The sequence below is a fragment of the Labrys sp. HAY1-8F genome (assembly GCF_056754975.1).
The window spans coordinates 2,226,774-2,248,779 of record NZ_JBPGWZ010000002.1; the positions used below are offsets into that span (position 1 = coordinate 2,226,774).

At 63.3% G+C, this 22,006-nt stretch carries 21 protein-coding genes; 10 read left to right on the forward strand and 11 right to left on the reverse strand.

The annotated features are described in order from the left end of the window. Positions 1 to 59: 59 nt before the first annotated feature. Positions 60 to 953 carry a polyphosphate kinase 2 gene (gene ppk2, locus ACR9ZN_RS19380; RefSeq protein WP_481272944.1) on the reverse strand — a complete coding sequence of 298 codons (894 nt, stop codon included), beginning with the start codon at positions 951 to 953 and terminating at the stop codon, positions 60 to 62. Between the two features lie 200 nt (positions 954 to 1,153). Between ppk2 and ACR9ZN_RS19385 the strand changes: the two genes are divergently transcribed. The 8 genes from ACR9ZN_RS19385 (at position 1,154) to ACR9ZN_RS19420 (ending at position 8,966) form a co-directional block, all read left to right on the forward strand. Further along, a complete protein-coding gene (locus ACR9ZN_RS19385) occupies positions 1,154 to 2,473 on the forward strand; it encodes an ATP-binding protein (protein ID WP_434958088.1) in 1,320 nt (439 codons plus the stop codon). A gap of 243 nt (positions 2,474 to 2,716) precedes the next feature. After that, positions 2,717 to 3,763 carry a phosphate ABC transporter substrate-binding protein PstS gene (gene pstS, locus ACR9ZN_RS19390; RefSeq protein WP_434958089.1) on the forward strand — a complete coding sequence of 349 codons (1,047 nt, stop codon included), beginning with the start codon at positions 2,717 to 2,719 and terminating at the stop codon, positions 3,761 to 3,763. A 172-nt stretch (positions 3,764 to 3,935) separates the two neighbouring features. Beyond that, positions 3,936 to 4,940 (forward strand): phosphate ABC transporter permease subunit PstC, encoded by a 1,005-nt coding sequence (gene pstC, locus ACR9ZN_RS19395; RefSeq protein WP_481272945.1) that lies wholly within the window; start codon positions 3,936 to 3,938, stop codon positions 4,938 to 4,940. Between the two features lie 11 nt (positions 4,941 to 4,951). Then, positions 4,952 to 5,794: a phosphate ABC transporter permease PstA gene (pstA, locus tag ACR9ZN_RS19400; RefSeq protein WP_481272946.1), complete on the forward strand. Its 843-nt coding sequence runs from the start codon at positions 4,952 to 4,954 to the stop codon at positions 5,792 to 5,794. After that, a complete protein-coding gene (gene pstB, locus ACR9ZN_RS19405) occupies positions 5,791 to 6,618 on the forward strand; it encodes a phosphate ABC transporter ATP-binding protein PstB (RefSeq protein ID WP_454815912.1) in 828 nt (275 codons plus the stop codon). The genes pstA and pstB overlap by 4 nt, the downstream gene beginning before the upstream one ends. A 35-nt stretch (positions 6,619 to 6,653) precedes the next feature. Then, complete coding sequence (gene phoU, locus ACR9ZN_RS19410; protein WP_434958093.1) at positions 6,654 to 7,373, forward strand: phosphate signaling complex protein PhoU; 720 nt, start codon at positions 6,654 to 6,656, stop codon at positions 7,371 to 7,373. Positions 7,374 to 7,386: 13 nt separating this feature from the next. Then, positions 7,387 to 8,088, forward strand: a complete 702-nt coding sequence (gene phoB, locus ACR9ZN_RS19415; protein WP_149253701.1) for a phosphate regulon transcriptional regulator PhoB — start codon at positions 7,387 to 7,389, stop codon at positions 8,086 to 8,088. 140 nt (positions 8,089 to 8,228) lie between these two features. Next, a complete protein-coding gene (locus tag ACR9ZN_RS19420) occupies positions 8,229 to 8,966 on the forward strand; it encodes a hypothetical protein (RefSeq protein WP_481272947.1) in 738 nt (245 codons plus the stop codon). A gap of 18 nt (positions 8,967 to 8,984) precedes the next feature. Here ACR9ZN_RS19420 and ACR9ZN_RS19425 read toward each other — a convergent pair whose 3' ends face one another. The 9 genes from ACR9ZN_RS19425 to ACR9ZN_RS19465 form a co-directional block, all read right to left on the reverse strand. Further along, a complete protein-coding gene (locus ACR9ZN_RS19425) occupies positions 8,985 to 10,223 on the reverse strand; it encodes an RNA polymerase sigma factor (RefSeq protein WP_454815917.1) in 1,239 nt (412 codons plus the stop codon). Positions 10,224 to 10,241: 18 nt separating this feature from the next. Next, the gene (locus ACR9ZN_RS19430; protein ID WP_434958096.1) at positions 10,242 to 10,598 is read right to left on the reverse strand and encodes a YciI family protein; all 357 of its coding nucleotides are present in this window, start codon (positions 10,596 to 10,598) and stop codon (positions 10,242 to 10,244) included. Positions 10,599 to 10,683: 85 nt separating this feature from the next. Continuing rightward, on the reverse strand, positions 10,684 to 11,634 hold the full coding sequence (locus tag ACR9ZN_RS19435) for an aldo/keto reductase (protein WP_434958097.1): 951 nt from the start codon (positions 11,632 to 11,634) through the stop codon (positions 10,684 to 10,686). A gap of 82 nt (positions 11,635 to 11,716) precedes the next feature. Further along, a complete protein-coding gene (locus ACR9ZN_RS19440) occupies positions 11,717 to 12,163 on the reverse strand; it encodes an RrF2 family transcriptional regulator (RefSeq protein ID WP_434958098.1) in 447 nt (148 codons plus the stop codon). A 163-nt stretch (positions 12,164 to 12,326) separates the two neighbouring features. Then, positions 12,327 to 12,644 carry an RNA-binding S4 domain-containing protein gene (locus ACR9ZN_RS19445; protein ID WP_481272948.1) on the reverse strand — a complete coding sequence of 106 codons (318 nt, stop codon included), beginning with the start codon at positions 12,642 to 12,644 and terminating at the stop codon, positions 12,327 to 12,329. 44 nt (positions 12,645 to 12,688) lie between these two features. Then, on the reverse strand, positions 12,689 to 16,183 hold the full coding sequence (locus ACR9ZN_RS19450; RefSeq protein WP_481274373.1) for a helicase-related protein: 3,495 nt from the start codon (positions 16,181 to 16,183) through the stop codon (positions 12,689 to 12,691). An 809-nt stretch (positions 16,184 to 16,992) separates the two neighbouring features. Continuing rightward, on the reverse strand, positions 16,993 to 17,340 hold the full coding sequence (locus tag ACR9ZN_RS19455) for a hypothetical protein (protein ID WP_434958100.1): 348 nt from the start codon (positions 17,338 to 17,340) through the stop codon (positions 16,993 to 16,995). 250 nt (positions 17,341 to 17,590) lie between these two features. Continuing rightward, complete coding sequence (locus ACR9ZN_RS19460) at positions 17,591 to 18,064, reverse strand: cyclic nucleotide-binding domain-containing protein (RefSeq protein WP_434958101.1); 474 nt, start codon at positions 18,062 to 18,064, stop codon at positions 17,591 to 17,593. A gap of 295 nt (positions 18,065 to 18,359) precedes the next feature. Beyond that, complete coding sequence (locus ACR9ZN_RS19465) at positions 18,360 to 19,046, reverse strand: response regulator transcription factor (protein ID WP_434958102.1); 687 nt, start codon at positions 19,044 to 19,046, stop codon at positions 18,360 to 18,362. Positions 19,047 to 19,643: 597 nt separating this feature from the next. Between ACR9ZN_RS19465 and ACR9ZN_RS19470 the strand changes: the two genes are divergently transcribed. Continuing rightward, complete coding sequence (locus ACR9ZN_RS19470; protein ID WP_481272949.1) at positions 19,644 to 20,090, forward strand: hypothetical protein; 447 nt, start codon at positions 19,644 to 19,646, stop codon at positions 20,088 to 20,090. Positions 20,091 to 20,162: 72 nt separating this feature from the next. Continuing rightward, complete coding sequence (locus ACR9ZN_RS19475; RefSeq protein ID WP_481272950.1) at positions 20,163 to 21,038, forward strand: lysozyme inhibitor LprI family protein; 876 nt, start codon at positions 20,163 to 20,165, stop codon at positions 21,036 to 21,038. A 32-nt stretch (positions 21,039 to 21,070) separates the two neighbouring features. On the opposite strand, the gene ACR9ZN_RS19480 is transcribed toward ACR9ZN_RS19475, so the two are convergent. Beyond that, entirely contained in the window at positions 21,071 to 21,733 is a 663-nt protein-coding gene (locus ACR9ZN_RS19480) for a YggS family pyridoxal phosphate-dependent enzyme (protein WP_481272951.1), read from the reverse strand. Positions 21,734 to 22,006 lie beyond the last annotated feature (273 nt).

Here is a 22,006-nt window from a genome sequence, read left to right on the forward strand (position 1 = left end):
CCACGAAAATTGGCGTGCCGATCTGAAGATCGCTACAGCGTGTTTCGATCTATCCCGCGTCAGACCTCCCCACCCTTGGCAAGGAAGTCTTTGGCGCTCAGCACGATCTTCGAGTCCTGCGCGCCCACCAGCTTCTCGTCCTTGTCGGGATAGGGCAGGCCCGCCAGCACGCTGCGGATGGCGGCAAGGCGCGTGCGCAGCTTGTCATTGGCCTTGACGATGGTCCAGGGGGTGTCGACCGTGTCGGTCGCTTCCAGCATGCGGTCATAGGCCTGCGAATAGGCATCCCATTTGCCTACCGCCTGGTGATCGATCGGCGAGAGCTTCCACTGCTTGAGGGGGTCCGCATAGCGCGCATGCAGGCGCTTGAGCTGCATGGCCTGGCCGATGGTCAGGAAGAGCTTGAACAGGCGGATGCCGTCGCGCACCAGCATCGCCTCGAATTGGGGCGCCTCGTGCAGGAACTTGTCGGTCTGCTCCGGTGTGCAGAACCCCATCACCGGCTCGACCCCACCGCGATTGTACCAGGAGCGGTCGAAGATCGCGATCTCGCCCTTGGTCGGCAATTGGCTGACATAGCGCTGGAAATACCATTGCCCCTGCTCGGTGGGCGTCGGTTTCGACAGCGCGACCACGCGGGCATCGCGCGGGCTCAGATGCTGGGTGAAGCGGTGGATGGCGCCGCCCTTGCCTGCGGCGTCGCGCCCCTCGAAGATCACGACCACGCGCTCGCCCTGCGCCTTCGCCCAGGTCTGCGCCTTGAGGAGCTCGATCTGCAGCGCGCGCAGGTCCCGCTCATAGGTCTTGGATTTCAGCTTTTCCTTATGCGGGTAATTGCCCGAACGGAAGGCGGCGTCGTCGATCTCCGGGGGCAGGTCGAGATCATCGAGACGAAACCCGGCGATCGCCTTCATGAGCGCTTCGTCCGCCTGCTTGCCCGCCTTCTTTGTCATGGAACCTCTCCAAATCCGCACGATCGTCGTGAAACTGTCATCGCTCTGTCTACATTGCCAGCATGAACGATTTCCACAATGCCCAGAGCAAAGCGCGTTCTAGTAGAAACGCCCTTTTGCTCTGGCTCTCTGGTTGGACGCGTCTTTGCGATTCGAGATGAGTCCGTCAATTCGCAAAACGCTTTGGATGGAAAGCTGCAATGTCGATGGTGATGGAACGCTCCTGGCTCTTGACGAAATTGGCCTGGAGCGGTGTAGCTGGTCCGGTGGGCTCGAACCGAAACATCCTGAACCGCATCTGGGGCCGCCGCTGGCTGGTGCTCTCGATCGCGCTGCTGCTGACCGCCCTGGTGCTGTGGGACGGCGCCAATCCCTGGCATGGTCTGCTCATCTTCGCCATGATCGTCGCCGCCACGGGTACCCTTCCCTCGACCGGCGGACATGACGGCAGCATCAGGCCCCCTCTGCCCGAAAGCGGCGGCAAGCCCTCCTTCGACGATCTGGTGATGGCCATACCGGACCCGGTGATCGTGCTCGATTCGGAGCTTGCGGTTCGCTACTTCAACCGCCGCGCCCGCGACATCGTCCCCAATCTGCGTATTTCCGAAGCCCTGACCTATGCGCTGCGCGTGCCGGAACTGGTCGATGCCATCCGCTCGGCCCTCGACACCGGGGCCAGCCGGCAGATCGAATATTCCGAGCGCGTGCCGATCGATCGCGTCGTCGAGGCGCAGATCTCCACCATTGCCGGCGAGAGCGGGCGCACCGCCTTCGTGGTGATCGTGCTGCGCGACGTCACCCAACGCCACCGCGTCGAGCAGATGCGGGTGGATTTCGTCGCCAATGCCAGCCATGAACTGCGCACGCCGCTGGCTTCCCTGCTCGGCTTCGTCGAAACCCTGCAGGGCCCGGCGCGCAACGACGTCGCCGCGCGCGAAAAATTCCTCGACATCATGCGTTCCCAGGCCAATCGCATGTCCCGGCTGATCGACGATCTCCTGTCGCTCTCGCGCATCGAACTCAATGCCCATGTCCAGCCCGACAAACCGGTCGAACTCAGCGCCGTGGTCGGCCATGTCGCCGACACGCTCGGTCCCCTCGCCCAGGACCGGGGCGTCACGCTCAGCCTCGACAAGCGCGTCCCGACGCTGGAGGTTCGCGGCGAGCGGGACGAGCTGATCCGCGTCTTCGAGAATCTGGTCGAGAACGCCATCAAATATGGCGCGTCCGGCGGCAAGGTCGAAATTGTCATCGATTCGCTGCCCAAGACGCAGGGCAAGGGCCGCGAGGCCGTGGTGACGGTGCGCGACTACGGTCCGGGCATCGAGGCCGAACATGTGCCGCGCCTGACCGAGCGCTTCTACCGGGTGGATGCGGCCAAATCCCGCGAGAAGGGCGGCACCGGCCTCGGCCTTGCCATCGTCAAGCACATCGTGGCACGCCATCGCGGCCGGCTCGGAATCGAAAGCGCGCCCGGGGAAGGCAGCACTTTCTCGGTCCGGATCGATCAGATCGGCTGAGAAAACGCGTCTATATGATGCCGCCGGTGTTTCCGGGACTTTTTACAATTGCGTCGCGTCCTTTTTGGCGACATCGCAACATTTCCCCTATCATATTGAAATATAACAATTATAAATGTCATAAAACGATAGTCGAACTGTCATAGAACCGTTGCTGCCGGCTTTTAGGAGTCGCGACGTAGACAGGATTGCCGACCGGTGAACGGTCGCCGTGCCCTGTCCAGAGAACAACGGAGATAGACCGTGAAGCTTTCCTTTCTTGCGCTCGCCGCTTCAGTAGCCCTGTCGAGCACGATCGCTGCCACTGCTGCCTATGCCGCCGACATCACCGGCGCCGGCGGCACCTTCCCCGCCCCGGTCTACAATGCCTGGGGTAGCGATTTCAAAGCCAAGACCGGCACCGCGCTGAACTATCAGGCGATCGGTTCTGGCGGCGGCCAGACCCAGATCACCAACCGCACCGTCGATTTCGGCGCTTCCGACGCTCCGATGGCCACCGACAAGCTGGCTGCCGCCAAGCTGCTGCAGTTCCCGACCGTGATCGGCGCCATCGTTCCGATCGTGAACATCGAAGGTGTTTCCACCGACCAGCTCACGCTGACCGGCCCGATCATTGCCGACATCTACCAGGGCAAGATCACCAAGTGGAACGATCCGAAGATCGCCGAGCTCAACAAGGATGTGAAACTCCCCGATCTCGACATCGCTCCGGTCTACCGCGCCGACGGCTCGGGCACGACCTATGTGTTCACGTCCTACCTTTCTGCCGTGAGCCCCGACTGGAAGAGCGGCATCGGCGCCGCCACCTCGGTGCAGTGGTCGGCCGGCTCGGGCGCCAAGGGCAATGACGGCGTCGCCGGTGCGGTGAAGAACACCCAGGGCGCCATCGGCTATGTCGAATATGTCTATGCCGCCAACAACAAGCTGACCACCACGCAGCTCCAGAACAAGGACGGCAAGGTCATCAAGCCGACCGTTCCGGCGTTCCAGGCCGCCGCCTCCAAGGCCGACTGGAAGGGTGCCAAGGACTTCGCCGTCTCCATGATCGATGTCGGTGGAGAGACCTCCTGGCCGATCGTCTCCACCACCTTCATCCTGTTGCCGAAGGATCCCAAGGACGCCAAGCAGTCCGCCGAAGTCCTGAAGTTCTTCGACTGGGCCTACAAGGATGGCTCCGCCACCGCCGAAAAGCTCCACTACATCCCGCTGCCCAAGGACGTCATCGACACCGTTCGCACGGCCTGGAAGAGCGAAGTGAAGGCTGCCGACGGCAAGGCTGTCTACGAATAAGTTGAACGCGACCCGGCGCAACCTTGCGCCGGGTCGTCTTCCCAAAAGCGTTTTGCGATTTGGCGGAATCGCCAGGAATCGCAAAGACGCGTCGAACCAAAGAATCAGAGCAAACCAGCGTTTTCGTCTAAACGCGCTTTGCTCCCGTCGAAACACAGGCCGGAATATCGCCATGAGCGCCATAGCCGACTCCTCGCTGGACGCATCCAACTCGGCTGCAAAGGTCACGCAGGGTTCTCCCTCGCCCGGCGCCAAGACGGTTCCTGGCGCCAACCTGGATCCCATCTTCAAGGCCGCCCTCTATGGTTGCGGCTCTCTCGTGCTTATCCTGCTCTGCTCGATCGTCGTGCTGCTGTTCTATGGCGGCTGGCCGGCGCTGGCCCATTTCGGGCCGAGCTTCTACTGGTCAACCGCCTGGAACCCCGTCACCGAGAAATTCGGCGCCGGCGTGATGATCTATGGCACGCTGTTCACCGGCCTGCTGGCGCTGATCATCGCCTTGCCGATGTCCTTCGGCATCGCCTTCTTCCTGACCGAGATCGCGCCGCAGAGCGTGCGGCGGCCGATCGGCATTGCCATCCAGCTCCTGGCGGCCGTGCCCTCGATCATCTTCGGCATGTGGGGCTCGCTGATCGTGGCGCCGATCCTGGCCCAGACGATCTATCCGCCGATCATCTCCGTCCTCTCGCATGTGCCGGTGCTCGGCTATCTGTTCAAGGGCCCCACCAACGGCGCCGGCATGCTGACCGCCGGCATCATCCTGGCCCTGATGATCATTCCCTTCATCACCGCAATGTTCGTCGAGATCCTCGAAGCCGTGCCCGCCATGCTGAAGGAATCGGCCTACGGCGTCGGCGCCACCACCTATGAGGTCTTCCGCAACGTCTCGGTGCCCTATGGCCGGACCGCGCTCGTCGGTGCCGTGATGCTCGGCTTCGGCCGTGCCCTCGGCGAGACCATGGCGGTGACCTTCGTCATCGGCAACGCCAACCGCATATCAGCATCGCTGTTCTCCTCGGGGGCGACCATCGCCTCCACCATCGCCAACGAATTTCCCGACGCGCCTGCCGGCTCGCTGCGCAGCCAGTCGCTGCTGGAGCTCGGTTTCGTGCTCTTCGTGATTTCCTTCATCGTGCTTGCGATCTCCCGCATGCTCGTGCGCGCCAACGCCAAGTAAGGGAGAGCATCATGGCCCATCTCGCCCACGGCAACGCCCGCCTCGCCCGCCGTCGTGCCCTCGACTACGCCTACAAAGTCGTCTCCATCGGCTTTGCCGCGATCTCCCTTCTGGCGCTCGCCTGGATCCTGTACACCCTGCTGCGCGAGGGCCTGCCCTCGCTGACCATGGACCTCTTCACCAAGGACATGGCTGATGGCGGCCTGCGCAATGCCATCGTCGGCTCTTTCGCCATGGTCTTGCTCGCCCTCCTCATCGGCGCGCCGATCGGCATCATGGCTGGCACCTTCCTCGCCGAGGCGGGGCGCGGCAGCAAGTTCGCCGACGCGGTGCGCTTCATCAACGACATCCTGCTTTCGGCGCCGTCCATCCTGATCGGCCTGTTCGTCTACCAGATGATCGTGGTGACGACGGGCGGCTTCTCCGGCTGGGCCGGCGTGGTCGCCCTCGCCATCATCATCCTGCCGGTGGTCGTGCGCACCACTGAGGACATGCTGGCCCTGGTGCCGATCAGCCTGCGCGAAGCCGCCTTCGCGCTGGGGTCGCCGATGTGGAAGGTCATCACCTCCGTGACCTGGCGCTCGGCCCGCACCGGTATCGTCACCGGCATCCTGCTGGCCCTGGCCCGCGCCGCCGGCGAGACCGCACCCCTGCTGCTGACAGCCTTCGGCAATTCCAACTGGTCGCTCAACCTCGGCAATGCCTTTGCCAGCTTGCCGGCCGCCATCTACCAGCTCGCGCCCTATCCCGACCCCAAGGCCGTCTTGGTGGCCTGGAGCGGCGCCCTCCTCATCACCGCCGGCGTGTTGGCGCTCAATATCCTGACCCGCTTCGTGCTCGCTCCCAAGAAATGAGTGATCCCATGTCCGCTACTCCACAAGCCTCCATCGCGGTTGCCGAACGCCCCGTCGCCAATCCAGCCGCTGCCGTGAAGCTCAAGGTCGAGAATCTCGACTTCTTCTATGGCGAGAAGCATGCGCTCAAGGGCATCAATCTCGACATGATCGACCGGCAGGTCACGGCCATGATCGGTCCTTCCGGCTGCGGCAAGTCCACCCTGCTGCGCGTGCTCAACCGCATGTACGACCTCTATCCGGGCCAGACTGCCAAGGGCCGCGTGCTGCTCGATGGTCAGAACGTCATCGGCAAGGAGATCGATCCGGCAGTGCTGCGCGCCCGCATCGGCATGGTGTTCCAGAAGCCCACGCCCTTCCCGATGTCGATCTATGACAACATCGCCTTCGGCGTTCGCCTGCATGAGTCGATCTCCAAGGCGGAAATGGACAGCCGAGTCGAATGGTGCCTGACCAAGGCCGCCCTGTGGAACGAAGTCAAGGACCGCCTGCACGCCTCCGCGCTCGGCATGTCCGGTGGCCAGCAGCAGCGCCTGTGCATCGCCCGCACCATCGCGGTGAAGCCCGAAGTCGTGCTGCTGGACGAGCCGACCTCCGCGCTCGATCCGATCTCGACCGCCAAGATCGAGGAACTGATCGACGAATTGAAGCGGGACTTCACCATCGTCATCGTCACGCACAATATGCAGCAGGCGGCGCGTTGCGCGGATGTGACGGCCTTCTTCTATCTGGGTGACCTCATCGAGGTCGGCCAGACCAACAAGATGTTCACCACCCCGAACGACAGCCGTACACAGGATTACATCACCGGCCGCTTCGGCTGATCCCTCGGCCAGCGTCGAATTCATTTGGAGGCGGCATGTCCGACCACATCGTTACATCCTTTGATCAGGAATTGCGCGAATTGCGCAACATGATCGCCGAAATGGGTGGCTATGCAGAGAAGAGCGTAGCCGACAGCGTCGAAGCCCTGCTCAAGCGCGACACCCAGCGCGCCAAGGCCGTGATCGAGCTCGATCTGGCGATCGACAAGCTCCAGCGCCAGGTCGAGGACCGGGCTATCCTGGTCATCGCCAAGCGCCAGCCACTGGCACTCGACCTGCGCGAAATCGTCTCGGCCCTGCGGGTGGCCAACGATCTCGAACGCATCGGCGACCTCGGCAAGAACGTCGCCAAGCGCGTGGTGGCCATCCACAGCCATGCGCAGCCGGCCCAGCTCTTCGGCGGTTTCGACCATATGGCTGACCTGGTGCTCGAGCAGCTCAAGCAGGTCCTCGACGCCTTCGCCCAGCGCAATGTCGAAGAAGCGCTCTCGGTCTGGAGTTCGGACGGCGAGATCGATGCGATGTACACCTCGCTGTTCCGCGAATTGCTGACCTACATGATGGAAGATCCGCGCAATATCGGCTTCTGCACCCATCTGCTGTTCTGCGCCAAGAACATCGAGCGCATCGGCGACCATGCCACCAACATCGCCGAAACGGTGCATTACCTGGTGACCGGTGAATCGCCGGCCGGCGAGCGGCCCAAGGCGGACAACAGCACCGATCTCGTCGACCTTCCTGTGCCGGCTAAGTAACAAGGGATAGGCCATGCCTCCCAAGGTTCTGATCGTCGAGGACGAAGAAGCACTGACCTTGCTGCTGCGCTACAATCTCGAAGCCGAAGGCTATGAGGTCGACAGTGTGGCGCGCGGTGACGATGCCGAGATCCGCCTGCGCGAAAGCGTGCCGGATCTGGTATTGCTGGACTGGATGCTGCCGGGGTTGTCGGGTATCGAATTGTGCCGGCGCATCCGCATGCGGCCGGAAACCGAGCGCCTGCCCGTGATCATGCTCACGGCGCGTGGCGAGGAAACCGAGCGTGTGCGGGGTCTGGCCACCGGCGCCGACGATTATGTCGTCAAGCCCTTCTCCGTGCCGGAACTCTCGGCCCGCGTGCGCGCTCTGCTGCGTCGGGCCAAGCCCGATCACGTCGCCTCCCTGCTCAAGGCCGGTGACATTTCCCTCGACCGCGAGACCAAGCGCGTTCATCGCGGCAATCGCGAGATCCGCCTCGGCCCGACCGAGTTCCGTCTGCTCGAATTCCTGATGCAGGCGCCGGGACGCGTATTCGCACGCGAGCAATTGCTCGACAGCGTCTGGGGCCGCGACGTCTATATCGACGAGCGCACGGTCGACGTGCATGTCGGGCGACTGCGCAAGGCGATGAACCGCACGCGCGAGATCGACCCGATCCGCACGGTTCGCGGCGCCGGCTATTCCTTCGACGAGACCTTCGCCAAGCAGGCCTAGGACGGATATTTCATCGCCCGACACCAAGGCCGGCGGCTCACCGCCGGCCTTGTCGCATCACGTACCCGGTACTCGCCCGATCTAGGCGATTTCAGAGGCTTGCGATAAGACGACTTGCCAAAGAAAATGCCGGGGTTGCCATGATCCGTTCCTTGCTCGTCGCGTCGCTTTTGACTGCCAGTTCGTTGGCGCTGCTTCCCAGCGATGCCGCAGCGGCCAAGCTCAAGAAAACCTTGTGTTCGGGCGAGTTCGGTACCGGCTCCGGCTTGGCAGGCTCCTATATCGGCAAGGATTGCTTCATCGCAGCCGACAGCGACATGCAGGAGCAGGTCGCCGGTATCTGCAAGGAAGGCTCGCGATGCGAGGTCGAGGCCATGGTGGAGGTCGCACCCGATGGCAGCAGGCAGATCAGGACCGTCTTGTCCGTCAGGCAGGCCGGACGCGCGCCCGCCACGCACACGTCCTATGCCCAGAAGGCGGGCAACTATGCCGACGGCATCTATGCCTTGCAGGACGATGGCTGCGACAAGCAGGGGGCGACGCCAGGCAACCGGGTTTCCGTGCAGCTTCTACGGGCAGCCGGTCCTGCCATCCAGCTCTACGGCAAATATTGCGCGGTCATCGAGGCCGATGGCGAGGAGCCTTCCAGCGCCAAGTTCCAGGCGACGCTGCAGCTTCGATGCGGCAGCTCGCCGGCGCAGGACCAGGCCCTGCGAAGCGGCCGCTCCGGCACGGCGGAAACCATCGTGATGACCCCCGCCCCCGAGCGGCAGCTGTGGCTCGATGAAGACACATTGATCCGTTGCCCGATCAAGCGCGCCTATACACCGCAATGGTGGATCGAGGCCCCGCCCTTCAATGGCCGCTATCCCCAATAGCTTCTGCAGGCGCCGATATCAGCCCAGAGCCGCCAGGCGCCCTTGCAGATAACGGCGGATGACGGGATCACTCTCCAGCCCGATCGCCCGCGAATAGGCGTTGCGGGCCTCCTCCTGCCTTGCGGCGCGGGCCAGCAAGTCCGCGCGTGCAGCCCAATAAGGCTGGTAATCGGCGATCCGCCTGTCGCTGGCGACCTCGTCGAGCCCGGCCAATCCGGCTTGCGGTCCTGCAAGACGGGCGAGCGCTACGGCTCTGTTGATGGCAGCGACAGGGGACGCGGTCAGTAGTACCAAGGCCTCATACAGCGTGACGATCGCGGCCCAGTCCGTCGTCGCGCAGATGCGCCTATTGGCATGGGCCGATTGCAGCGCGGCTTCGAGCTGATAGCGACCGATCTGTCGCGCCTGCCCGGCCCTGGCGAGCAAAGCCTCAGCCTCCTCGATCAGGGCGGCATCCCAAAGCGTGGTATCCTGCTGTTCCAACGGGATATAGTCGCCGACCGGGCTACGGCGTGCAGCCCGCCTGGCCTCGGCATGCAGCATCAGGGCCAGCAGGCCGAGCACTTCCGGCTCGCCGGGCAGGAGCGAGACCAGCAACCGGCCGAGCCAGATGCCTTCCACCGACAGATTGCGCTCGCGGGCCTGCGCCCCTTCGGGATCGGCCCAACCCTCGGCATAGACGGCATAGACGGCCTCCAATACCGCTTCGAGACGACCGGGCAACTCATCGGGTTCCGGGATCCGGAAGGGGATGGCGGCCTGCTTGATCTTGAGCTTGGCCCGCACCAATCTCTGGCTCATCGCCGCAGGTGAAACTAGGAAGGCGCTGGCGATCGCGCCGGCGTCGAACCCCAATATCGTCTGCAGGATCAAGGGCGCGCGCACGGCGGCATCGAGCGAGGGATGAGCACAAGCGAACATCAGGCGCAGGCGCTCATCGGGAATGACAGGCTGTTCGGCCTGCTCGGAGGCGAGGGCCTCGACATGGCGGATGACCTCGTCCGCCTTTTCGCCGCGCAGCTTGGCGCGGCGGGCCGCGTCGATCTGCCGGCGCCGGGCCGCGGTCAGGAGCCAGGCTTCGGGATTGGCGGGCACACCCCCCGCCGGCCAATGTTCCAAAGCCGCCGCAAAGGCGTCGGCCAGGGCGTCCTCCGCCCCCGCAATGTCGCCCGAACGTGCCGCGAGAAGGGCGACGAGCCTGCCATAGCTGCGTCGCGCGACGATTTCGGCAAGTTCGACGGCGGGGGCGGAAGGCACCGGATCGGCTCGCTTGGTTCAATAATCCTTGGGGTCCCACACCGGCCGGACCTCGATGGTACCGATGGCTGCACTCGGGCAACGCGCAGCCCAGCCGATCGCGGCATCCAGGTCCGGCACATCGATGATGTAGAAACCGCCGAGTTGTTCCCTGGTGTCGGCGAAGGGGCCGTTGAGCACCTGGGTCTTGCCGTCGGCGAGGCGCACGGTCGTCGCCGCAGACGTTGGGCGCAGACGGCTCCACGGGCCGAGAGCACCGGCCGATCTGAGGGCCTCCGTATAGGCCTGATAGGCGGCCAGCACAGCCTGCTTATTGGCGGGGTCCACCTTCAGCATGGCTTCTTCGTTGCTGTAGATCAGAATCGCGAACTGCATGGGTCTCTCCTGTCTCCGCCGGCGCATGATGCGCCGGCATGACAATGACGCGCCATCCCGTTCGCTTTCGACAGCAGGACGAAAATTATGCGCTCGCCTTGGTGAGTTGCTCGATCTCGCCCGAACCTAGATTGAGTTCGGTCGCCTTGATCAGGTCCCCAAGTTGCTCGACGCTGGTGGCGCTGGCGATCGGAGCGACGATGCCGGGCCTTGCGATAAGCCAGGCAATGGCGACCTGGGCCGGTGTGGCGCTCTTGGCCTCGGCTACCGCATCGAGAGCGGCCAGGATGCGCAGGCCCCGCTCGTTGAGATAATTGGCCATCTCGCCGCCACGCGCGTTGCTCTTGGCGAAATCGGCCTCACTGCGATATTTGCCGGAGAGGAACCCCCTCGCCAGCGAGAAATAGCTGGTCACGCCGATCTCGTTCTTGAGACAGAACGCCTCGAGTTCGTTCTCATAGCCGGCGCGGTCATAGAGATTGTAGTGCGTCTGCAGATTCTCGAAACGCGGCCACATCTCCTTGGTGCTGATAGCCAGCGCCTTGAACATGGTGTTGGCGCTATGATTGGAATTGCCGATCACGCGCACCTTGCCGGCCTTGATCAACTCGTCATAGGCGGAGAGCGTTTCTTCCAGATCCACCTCCGGATCCTCCCAATGGGAGAGGTAGAGGTCGATGTAATCGGTTTGCAGGCGCCGCAGGGAATCCTCGGCCGCCTTGAGGATATAGTCGCGCGACAGGCCCTTCTTACCGGGCCCCATTTCCGAGCCGACCTTGGTGGTGAGCACGATGTCGGCGCGATTGCCGCGGGCCTTCATCCATTTGCCGATGATGGCTTCAGACTCACCGCCCTGATTGCCGGGAACCCAGGCCGAATAGACATCCGCCGTGTCGATCAGGTTGAAGCCGCCCCCAACGAAAGCATCGAGGACAGCGAAGGAGGCTTTCTCATCCGCGCTCCAGCCGAAGACATTGCCGCCCAGGCCCAACGGAGCAACCGAAAGATCAGACCGCCCAATCGCACGTTTTTCCATAAATGCTCTCCATGATCATGACAAAATATGGACCTGACCGGCACGAAAGCGTGCCGGCTCGGCCTCCAGGGCCGCAGGGAACTCAAATCGAATAGGTCAGTTCCTGTTCCCCGCCACCTGCCCGACGCATCTCTTCCACCGACATGTTGTCGAGCAGGTCGGAAGAAAGGTCCCGCACACGCCGCATCAAAAGGCGTACGGTGCAACCTGGAACATCCGGGCAGTCGAGGCAAGGCTGATAAGCGGTGTGGCTGGCGCAGGCGATCGGCGCGAGCGGACCGTCGAGGACCCGGATGGCATTGCCGACGCTGATCTGGCTGGCCTCGCGGGCCAGCATATAGCCACCGCCCTTGCCTTTCTTGGAGCGCACGATGCCGGCCACGCGCAACTCACCCAGGATCGCATCGAGAAACTTCTTGGGAATGCGGTTTGCCTCGGCGATTTCCTGGCTTTGCGCCGTCTCGCCGGCCGGCAGGCCGGCCAGATGCGCCAGCGCCTTGAGACCATATTTGCCCTTGTTCGTCAGCATCGCCCTGATTGCTCCGCGTGACAGAAGTCTATCCTGTCTATCACGAATATAGGGATTATCGATCGAATCGGAAGGTCTACCCCAACGAAGGAGGGGCTCGAAACCAAGGCGCATGTGGAAAGAAAGATGCAGGCGAGGACGCCCGTGATCGCAAAGAAGGATCTCAGCTCATCTCAGGCAAGGTCTTGGGCCTGCCCGGCGGTTCGGGAGAGAGATCCTCGTAGAGCCCCTGGGCCTCACTGGCAGGCCCCCGGCGCTCACCGAGCGCGAGAATGCGATAGACCCTGACGGTACGCTCCAGCGCGATGGTCAGAACATCCTCGGGCTTGACCGCCTTGGCAGGCGTATCAATTCGGGTGCCGTTGAGGCGGACATGACCGTCCGCCACCAATCTTGCTGCCAGAGAGCGTGTCTTCACGACACGCGCATGCCAGAGCCATTTATCGATCCGAAGACGATCCTGGCTGCCGGCCTGGTCCATGAATCAGGTTCCCAAATCAGGTTCCTTGAATCCGGTTCTCGGGATCAGCTCTTGTCCGACTTGCCGCCCTGCATCTGCTCCTTCAAGGCAAGGAGCTTGGCGAAGGGCGAGTTCGGATCCGGGGCGCGATTGGACTCGCGTCCCTGCGGCTTGGAGTCGCTCGACCAGTTGCGCGGACGCTCACCACCCCGATCCTGGCGATCGGGACGCGGGCCGCGATCGGGACGAGGGCCACGATCGGGACGGGCATCGCCCTGGCGGCGCCCTCCTTCTCCGGCCGGCTTGCGATCTCCGGGCCGGTTTTCTTCGCGCGGCCGGCCATTGCCGCGATCATCGCGACGCGGCCGTTCGAAGCGATTGGGCCGTTCGCCTTGCCGGGCCTCCGCCCCCTCAGCCGGCGCGGCCGGCGCCGCTCCGTCCACGGGCGCGGGGCGGCCGCGGCGGAAGCCGCCGCCGGCCTCCGGCTTGCGCTCCCCGCCCGGCTGGCGGTTGCCGTGCTGGGGGCGGCCTTGATGATGCGGGCGCTGATGACGCTCGAAGCGCGCCGGACGCCAGACCTCGATCTCCGGCACTTCCTCCACGCCTGCCTCGACGGTAGGCGTCTCGGAGGCAGGTGCCTCGGAGGAGGCTTCGACGGTGGCTGCAGCTTCACCGGTGGCAATCTCGGCGCTTTCGCTCGCTTCCGCGGGCGTCTCCGGAGCCACAGCTTCGTCTGCCGGCGCTTCGTCGACTTGAGTTGCCTCGACTTGAGCTTCTTCGACTTGGACTTCCTCGGCCTGAGTCTCCTCAGCCTGAATGTCCTCCGCCTGGGCTTCCTCCGCTGGCGCCTCGATGCTGGGCATCGCCTCGACCGGCGTTTCGTTCACCGTCTCCCCGGCAGCCTCGGCGACTTCCTCGAAGCTGTGCTCATGTGGCGGCGAGCCGATCGCCTCCATGGCATCGATCTCGGCCGGGCTCGGCGTGGCCTCCTGGCTTGATTCGGCCGCCTCCGCCCCATTCGCCGCGTCAGAGGCGGCAGCCTCGACAGGGGCTGCAGGCTCGGTCGGCGCAGGCAGCCTGATCTCGTGGGTGATCGCCGGCCCCTTGCGCTTTTCGGAGCGATAGCCCAGGCCCCGCAGGATCGAGGCGAAGTCTTCGCCCGAGCAGCCGACCAGCGAGGTCATCTGCACGGTCGCAATGAAGCTGTCGCCATCGGCAGCGCCGGCCGGCGGCTGGCCTACCGTGGTGCCTGGACGATAGGCAATCGCCGGGCGAATGAGATCGGCAAGGCGTTCGAGAATGTCGACGCGCACCGCCCGCTCACCGCAGACGCGATAGCCGACAAGGCGATAAAGTCCCTTGTCGATGCTCTTGTCGGCCGGCATCGAGGTCCGGCCGGATGCCGCCAGATGCGGGATCTCGTCGAGCCCCTTCTGGTCGAGGCCACCATGGGTGAGAGCCCAGAGCTGTGCCGCGAGCGCGCGGGGCGCCGGTTTCATCAGCATCGGCAGATAGATGTGATAAGCGCCGAAGCGCACGCCATGCTTGCGCAGCGAAGCACGCTGGTTCTGGTCGAGCTGCTTGAGGTCCTCGGCCACTTTGGAGCGGTCGAGCACGCCCAGCGCCTCGACGAGTTGGAAGGCGATTCCCTTGGCCAGGCCCTGCAGATCTTCGGCCTTGTCCAGCAGCAGCAGCGGCCCGAGCAGGCGGGTAATATGGTTGCCGATCCAGATGTCGAGCCGCGTCTGCACGGAATCGCGCGCGGGGCCCGTCAATTGCTCGTCCGCCAGCAGGCGGATGCGCGGGGAGAGCGGCCTTTCCCCACCGAGGAGCTTGGCTACGGGCTCGCCGATCCAGCGCACGGTGCCATCCGCCGCCAGGGCGAATTCGGTATCGGGCGCCTGCGCGAATTTCTGGCTGCGCGCCTCGATCTCGCCAGCCAGAGCCTTGGCTGCCGCGGCTCGCAAGGCACGGCCGCTCTCACCGTCACCGGCACTCGGATCGGGTGCAAACTGGAAACCCTGCAGCGTTCCGACATGCTGCCCTTCGACAATCACATCGCCGGTCTTGGTAATTTCAGTCTCAAGCATAGCGTTTTCTCTAAGGCGCCGCATCAGCACGCTGGTGCGACGGTCGACAAAGCGTTGGGCAAGCCGTTCATGCAATGCGTCGGAGAGCTTGTCCTCCACACTGCGTGTGACACCTTGCCAATGAGCGGGGTCTTTCAGCCAGTCAAGCCGATTTGCCGCAAAAGTCCAGGTTCGGATATGGGCGATACGCGTTGAGAGCGTATCGATATCGCCGTCGGTCCGATCCGACATGGCGACCTGACGGGCGAACCAGTCGTCGGGGACCTTACCCTCACGCATCAAAAATCCATAGAGATTCGTGATGATGTCGGCATGAGAATGAGGGGAAATCTTGCGATAGTCCGGCAGCCCGGCCACTTCCCACAGGCGCGCCACGGCCTGCCCTCCCTTGGCGAGGCGCCTCACCTCCTCATCGCGGGCGAGGATGGAGAGGGCCCGGATGTCGTCGGCGTCGGGAGCCCGGGTCAGGCCCTGCTCCTCCGGCGTGGCCGACAGCGAGGCCTGGAGCGCCTCCACCGAGGTGAAATTCAAGGCCGGATTGCGCCACTGCAGCACTTTCACGCTGTCGAAGCTGTGGCCTTCGATGGCCTCCACTAGTTCGGGCTCGAAAGGATCGCAGCGTCCGGTCGAGCCGAAGGTGCCGTCGCGAACATGGCGCCCGGCACGGCCGGCGATCTGCCCGAACTCGGCAGGCGTCAGGCGGCGGAACTGATAGCCATCGAATTTGCGGTCACCGGCAAAGGCGACATGGTCGACATCGAGATTGAGCCCCATGCCGATGGCATCGGTGGCCACCAGGAAATCGACATCGCCATTTTGATACATCGCCACCTGCGCATTGCGGGTGCGCGGCGACAGCGCTCCCAGCACCACGGCGGCGCCGCCGCGCTGGCGGCGGATCAGTTCGGCGATGGCATAAACCTCGTCGGCCGAGAAGGCGACAATGGCGGTTCGCCGTGGCAGACGCGTCAGCTTGCGGTCGCCGGCGAACAGGAGATGGGACAGGCGCGGCCGAGTGACGACGTTGACGCCCGGAATCAATCTCTCGATGATCGGCCTCATCGTCGCCGAGCCGAGCAGCAGCGTCTCATGCGTGCCGCGGCGGTTGAGCAGCCTGTCGGTGAAGACATGCCCGCGTTCGAGATCGGCGGCGATCTGGATCTCGTCGAGCGCCACGAACGGCACTTCCAGATCGCGCGGCATGGCTTCCGCCGTCGCCACCCAGTAGCGGGCCTTGTCGGGCTTGATCTTTTCCTCGCCGGTGACCAGCGCCACGAACTCGGCTCCGACCCGCTCCACCAGCTTGTTGTAGACCTCGCGCGCCAAGAGGCGCAGCGGCAGGCCGATAATGCCAGCGCCATGGCCAAGCAGGCGCTCGATGGCCAGATAGGTCTTGCCGGTATTGGTCGGCCCCAGCACCGCTGTAACGCCGCGTGCGCGCACGGATGGGGGCAGGATGGGAGGCAGCATCAAGTCGGCGGTCTTTCGGGCGTCATTTCACAGAGCAAAGCGCGTTTTGGCGATAACGCTTCCTGGCTCTAATTCCTTGTTTCGATGCGTCTTTGCGATTCGGCGCGATTTCGTCAAATCGCTTTTGGGGAAGCCGAAGCCCCCGATTCAGGATTTGCCGGACACCCATTGCCCCGCCACGTCAAGGAAATACGACCTTTGCGGGTATTTCCTGCATTCTGGTACCAGACACACGCCATTCTGTCTCGCCATGAAACGCAAATATGGGCGCGGGCGGCCGAAATTTAACCCCCCGAACGGGATTGGAACGAAAAGCGCCCGAATCGCTGCCCCGGCTGAATTCCTGCTCTGTTCGGCTGATGTCAGGAAGGTTGGCGCGACGGGAGCCCCTTGCCTGAACAGGGTTAACACCGCATCCGCTCCCGACAGCGGCGACACGCCGGCTCGTTTCCCATTCTGGAACGGGCTTTCGGGGCCTTCCGACAGGCCATTAACGCTTGGAACGGCGTCTGAACGAAGCGAGAGCGAATCACCGACTATCCTGCCGATCGAGCGATCCGGCCCTCTGTTCATCTCTCTTCGCCCATGGGGAAAGTGTTGCTGGCACCTACTCCCGGCAGACAAGGGTTAATTCCCAAAATGGACCACCCTGGCCGGCTTTTCAGGGTGCGGCTTAAGGCCTGGTACGCGCCTGGAACAAAGGGCGCCCGAATCACCGACTTCGTCCGACAGCAGAACAGGCCGGTCCTGGGACCGGCCCGCAAATCATGTCACCCAAATCATGTCACCCCCGGGCGACGAAGTGGCTGCTACCAGCGATGCCAGCGGCGATGTCCCCCGCCCCAGCCGCGATGGTGGTAGTAGCGGGGGCGATAGTAGTGGCGGTAATGGGGCCGATAATAATGGCGCCTGTAATAGGGACGGTAATAGGGGCGATAATAATGGCGGGGTCGCCAATAGGGGCGATGACGCACGCAGCGTCCCCAGCGATTGGGAGCCCAGCCCCGCGGGCAACCCCAGCGAATATCCTGCACCAGACCGCCGGCGTTGGTCTGGCCGGCCGGTGCAACAGGCATGGCTGACGAAGTCTGGACCGTAGCGAAGAAGCCGATCGCGGCAAAGCAAGCCGCGAAGATCAACCCAATGGGTGTTCTCATCCCGCACTCTCCTTGAACGTTTTGCGCTTCAGCAGAACCACAAAGACGCATCGACAAAAGAAGCTCAAGCAAAGACGCGTTTTTTTTCAAAACACGCTTTGCTTCAGACACTTGTGATGATGAAAATTAGCAAGGGTGAGCTGAACCGTATCTGAACGGCACAGACCTCTGTTCCAAAGCGGAACAACTGGGCTTGATGAGAGACAACGTCTTAAGAAAGCGAACAGCGCCTGAACGAAAGGCGAGCGAATCAGCCTTCGTGGCCGTTCGGATCGGAGCCGATGCGGCGCAGGCGTTCCTTCACGCCGGCCAGTTCGGTCGACATTTCCTGCACGCGATGACGAAGCTCGTCGGCGATGCGGGCCGCCGTCGCCGGATATTCTTCCAGCGTACGCCGGAACATCTGACGCGACACGCGCAGCACCACGCTGGCCTCGCGGGCGATGGCGGTGGTGGGGCGGCGCGTTTCCGACAGCAGGGCCATTTCGCCAATCAGGGTACCAGGTCCGACGATGGCGCTGGCGACATCATCGTCGATCAGGGTGATCGCACCCGAGACGACGACGAAGCCATATTCGGAAATGTCGTCCTTGCGGAACAGCGTGTCGCCGGCGCGCAGCCGCCTAGTTTCGGACGAGAAGGCGAGCAGGCGCAAGGCATCGCGGTCCATGGCGCGGAACAGCGCCACTCTTTCCAGCAATACCATATCGTCTTCGAGCGCCATCTGCGGCCCTGGGTTCGAGAAGAGAGGCCCTAGAGGCTGTTATGGACCATGGATAGGGTTTTGGTGAGGTCAAGACTGGCTAGATGGGAGGAGCGAGCGCTGCCAAGACTTTCGTCTTGGCAAGCGAAGCGACGCTGCAGATGGCCAGTCTTGACCTCACCCCGCAGGGGCGTGGCGATTTTGCTCGACGAGTACGTACTTCTTCGCAGCAAACCGCAAGGTTTGCGTCCTCGAACTCCTTCTCCTCGACCAAAATCGCTCACGTCAAAACCCCATCCATGGTCCATAACAGCCTCTAGGGCACCAGCTTGTAGCCGCCGCCTTCGGTGACCAGCAGGGCCGCGTTGGACGGATCCTTCTCGATCTTCTGCCGCAGGCGGTAGATGTGGGTTTCGAGCGTATGGGTGGTCACGCCCGAATTGTAGCCCCAGACCTCCTGCAGCAGCACGTCGCGCTGCACCGCCTTCTGACCGGAGCGATAGAGATAGCGCAGGATCGAGGTTTCCTTCTCGGTCAGCCGCACCTTGGAGCCCTTCTCGGTCAAGAGCAATTTGGAGGCTGGCTTGAAAGTGAAGGGACCGATGTTGAAGACGGCGTCCTCGCTCGTCTCATGCTGGCGCAGATGGGCGCGCACGCGGGCGAGCAGCACGGCGAAGCGGAAGGGCTTGACGACATAGTCGTTCGCCCCGGCCTCGAGGCCGAGAATGGTGTCGGCGTCGGAATCATGGCCGGTGAGCATGATGATCGGCGATTTGAACCCGTTCTTGCGCAGAAGCTTGACGGCTTCGCGCCCGTCCATATCCGGCAGACCGACATCCATGATCACGAGATCGAGATGGTCCGACTTGGCGATCTGAACCGCGCGGCTTGCGGATTCGGCCTGCTCGATCTCGAACTCGTCATAGAGCGCCAATTGCTCGGCCAGGGCCTGGCGCAGTTCGTTATCATCGTCGACGATCAGAATTTTTCGACTGCCGGACATGAGATTCCCCAGAAGGCGGAAGCGTTTGAAATCCCGCAGATTCCTCCTGAGCGAGCCTGTGGTTCGATCAGGAAGAATCTGTTCAGGCGCTCGGCGTGCGCGGCAGGAAACCCGGTATGCTTTCGCGCTTTGAATACCAAAGCAAAGCGCGTTTTAGCGAAAACGCCCTTTTGCCCTAGTTTCCGAGCCAATCCAATGGATTGGCTCGAGCGTCTTTGCGATTCCTGGTGACTCCCAGAAATCGTAAAACGCTTTAGCGCTCTATCGCATTATGACGGTGTGCGCCATGATTTGTGAATCGCAGCAATGCACTTTCGACAGGCATTTGTGCCGAAATTATTGAAAGTCAGCCCTTGAAACACAGGATCGACCTCATCCGCGCGCGGGTCTCGCTGCTTTCAGGCGGCCGCGGACGTTTGACGGCAGGTGGGGTCGCCTATCTCTGGCCGCCCCGACCGCCGGCTTCGTCGCCGTACCACCGGACGTGTTCCGCAAGGCGCTGCCGCGTCTGTCGCGCTATGCCGTGATGGTGGCCGAACGAGGGAGGCATCGGCCATGCGAAAAAGCCCCGAGATATTTCATAGCAAGGATGAATTGATGAGGAAGATCATTTTCGCCGCAGCCGGATTCGCGATTGCCGCGACGGCTTTTGCCACTGCGACGGCGGCCATGAGCGTTCAGGATGTCGCAGTTGGCACCTATGTCCGTCGGGACAATGGCGAAGCCACGCTCGTGGTCAAGCGAACCAGCGAGCATTGGCGGGTGAGCGCCGCCATCGGCGGCGTTCCAAACGGCGCGGCGACGGTTGGCGACTGCGGCTTCATCGCCGAAGGCACGATCACCGGCCGGGCCTTCGAGGGCAAGGTTACCCGCGTCAACATCGTGGCTGATCTCGACGAGGAGGGCGACGCGGCCAAGCCCGGCCTCGGCCTCGCCTTCTCCGTCGACAATGGCGCGATCACGATTCGCGGCGCCGATGCGGCAGCCATCTGCGGTGGCGGGGGCAGCGTGATAGACGGCGTCTACAAGCGCAGGAGCCATTGATACCGGCGCTTCACGACCTGCCTTCCTTCAACCCCGTTGCCGCCCCCTTTCGATCCCCCTGGAATATTCGCAATGAAACGCCTGGCTTTCAGCATAGTCGCCCTGACTGCATTCCATGCCCTGCCCGCCCACGCCATCGACTGCAAGAAGGCCTCGACCTCGATCGAACGCCGCATCTGCGCCGACAAATCGTTGCGGCAGGCCGATGCCGCGATGGGCGCGGCCTATGCCAAGATCCTCAAGGCCAGCCCGGATCCGCAGATCCGCGCCATGCTGATCGAAAGCCAGAAACATTGGCTGGCGCGGCGGGACCTTCGCCTGGACAACGAGAGCGAAAGCCAAGGCGACGGCCGGAGAGAGGGCGAGGAAGCATCCGATGAGGAGGCGCCGAATGTGCTGCTCAAGGCGATCGAGGCCCGAACCGCGGATCTGGCCGAATACTCCAAGACCAATCCGAAGCTACCGCGCCTCGTCGAGATCGCCAACAAGCAGCGCCAGTTCAACGCCCAGTTCACCGGTGGTCCCTTCGCGGGCTACAGCGCGGATTGTGACTTTCTGCCTAGCAGCGGGGACCAGATCTATACCTGCCTGGGAACCCGCTCCTATCAGAACAAGGACCGGGTCTGCTCCGTGACGACGGACTTTGCCACCAACGCGCTCTATGTCACCCAGACGGTGGCCGACGTCGTCGACGGAAAGCTCAAGACGATCGCGACCTGCGGCGACGAGAACGGCAACAGCCCCTGCCCCGATAGCCGGCCTTCCTCCGATCGGCATTGGACCCCTCAACCGGCTGCAAGTGCCAATACAGGCGGCGGCGCGAGCACGCCCTCGCCCAAGATCAGCGCCGATCTCGGCGAGGACGAAGACAGCCCATGGCTGCGCGCCTGCCTCACGGACATGAGCTATCCCCTCGCCGACCCCACCAGCGACGGCAGCAAGAAATAGCCCCCGCGCACGCCGCCGGCCGAGAGAAAAGCTCAGCGTGTCCCGAAGATGGCGCTGCCCACCCGCACATGGGTGGCGCCGACCTCGATGGCCGTCTCGAAATCGCTCGACATGCCCATCGAGAGCATCGAAAGCCCGTTGCGCGCGGCGATCTTGGCGAGCAGGGCGAAATGCGGCCCGGGCGACTGCTCCACCGGCGGAATGCACATCAGCCCATCGATGGCGAGGCCATAGTCGTCGCGGCAGGCCGCGATGAAGGCATCGGCCTCCTGAGGAACAACACCGGCCTTCTGAGCCTCCTCGCCCGTATTGACCTGCACCAGCAGGCGCGGTGCCTTGCCCTGCCTGGCGATTTCCTTGGCAAGCGCCTGGGCCACCGAGGGACGATCGACCGTATGGATCACGTCGAACAGGGCCACCGCCTCCTTGGCCTTGTTGGACTGCAGCGGGCCGATGAGGTGCAGTTCGACATCGGGAAAGGCGGCTTTGAGATCAGGCCACTTGCCCTGCGCCTCCTGCACGCGGTTCTCCCCGAAGGCCCGCTGACCCGCGGCGAGCACGGGCTCGATCGCCTCCGGCCCGAACGTCTTGGAAACGGCGACCAGCGCCACCGAACCGGCGGGACGCAGCGCGTCGGCTTCAGCGCGGGCGATGGCTAGGCGGACCTCCGCAAGGCGGGCCGGAGCATCGGACATGAGATGATTTCCAGAGAGTGGCGAAAGACGAAACAGGCCTCCGACATAATAGGACAGGCGGGCCATGGCTACCGGAACCTCGCCGGGCCGTGCTAAAAAGCCCTCTCCACTCATTTGCAAACGATTTCTAGAGCAAAGGGCGTTTAGACGGAAACGCTGTTTTGCTCTAGCTCTTTGATTCGACGCGTGTTTGCGATTCTCGGTGATTCCACCAAATCGCAAAACGCTTTAGGGAAGGGTAGGCCGATGATGCGATTCAAGGTAGCCAAATCT

Bases quoted from the DNA above. Each gene is read 5' to 3' on its own strand.
- ppk2 (WP_481272944.1), bottom strand. From the start codon at position 953: ATGACAAAGAAGGCGGGCAAGCAGGCGGACGAAGCGCTCATGAAGGCG.
- ACR9ZN_RS19385 (WP_434958088.1), top strand. From the start codon at position 1,154: ATGTCGATGGTGATGGAACGCTCCTGGCTCTTGACGAAATTGGCCTGG.
- pstC (WP_481272945.1), top strand. From the start codon at position 3,936: ATGAGCGCCATAGCCGACTCCTCGCTGGACGCATCCAACTCGGCTGCA.
- pstA (WP_481272946.1), top strand. From the start codon at position 4,952: ATGGCCCATCTCGCCCACGGCAACGCCCGCCTCGCCCGCCGTCGTGCC.
- pstB (WP_454815912.1), top strand. From the start codon at position 5,791: ATGAGTGATCCCATGTCCGCTACTCCACAAGCCTCCATCGCGGTTGCC.
- phoU (WP_434958093.1), top strand. From the start codon at position 6,654: ATGTCCGACCACATCGTTACATCCTTTGATCAGGAATTGCGCGAATTG.
- phoB (WP_149253701.1), top strand. From the start codon at position 7,387: ATGCCTCCCAAGGTTCTGATCGTCGAGGACGAAGAAGCACTGACCTTG.
- ACR9ZN_RS19420 (WP_481272947.1), top strand. From the start codon at position 8,229: ATGATCCGTTCCTTGCTCGTCGCGTCGCTTTTGACTGCCAGTTCGTTG.
- ACR9ZN_RS19430 (WP_434958096.1), bottom strand. From the start codon at position 10,598: ATGCAGTTCGCGATTCTGATCTACAGCAACGAAGAAGCCATGCTGAAG.
- ACR9ZN_RS19435 (WP_434958097.1), bottom strand. From the start codon at position 11,634: ATGGAAAAACGTGCGATTGGGCGGTCTGATCTTTCGGTTGCTCCGTTG.
- ACR9ZN_RS19440 (WP_434958098.1), bottom strand. From the start codon at position 12,163: ATGCTGACGAACAAGGGCAAATATGGTCTCAAGGCGCTGGCGCATCTG.
- ACR9ZN_RS19445 (WP_481272948.1), bottom strand. From the start codon at position 12,644: ATGGACCAGGCCGGCAGCCAGGATCGTCTTCGGATCGATAAATGGCTC.
- ACR9ZN_RS19450 (WP_481274373.1), bottom strand. From the start codon at position 16,183: ATGCTGCCTCCCATCCTGCCCCCATCCGTGCGCGCACGCGGCGTTACA.
- ACR9ZN_RS19455 (WP_434958100.1), bottom strand. From the start codon at position 17,340: ATGAGAACACCCATTGGGTTGATCTTCGCGGCTTGCTTTGCCGCGATC.
- ACR9ZN_RS19460 (WP_434958101.1), bottom strand. From the start codon at position 18,064: ATGGCGCTCGAAGACGATATGGTATTGCTGGAAAGAGTGGCGCTGTTC.
- ACR9ZN_RS19465 (WP_434958102.1), bottom strand. From the start codon at position 19,046: ATGTCCGGCAGTCGAAAAATTCTGATCGTCGACGATGATAACGAACTG.
- ACR9ZN_RS19470 (WP_481272949.1), top strand. From the start codon at position 19,644: ATGAGGAAGATCATTTTCGCCGCAGCCGGATTCGCGATTGCCGCGACG.
- ACR9ZN_RS19475 (WP_481272950.1), top strand. From the start codon at position 20,163: ATGAAACGCCTGGCTTTCAGCATAGTCGCCCTGACTGCATTCCATGCC.
- ACR9ZN_RS19480 (WP_481272951.1), bottom strand. From the start codon at position 21,733: ATGTCCGATGCTCCGGCCCGCCTTGCGGAGGTCCGCCTAGCCATCGCC.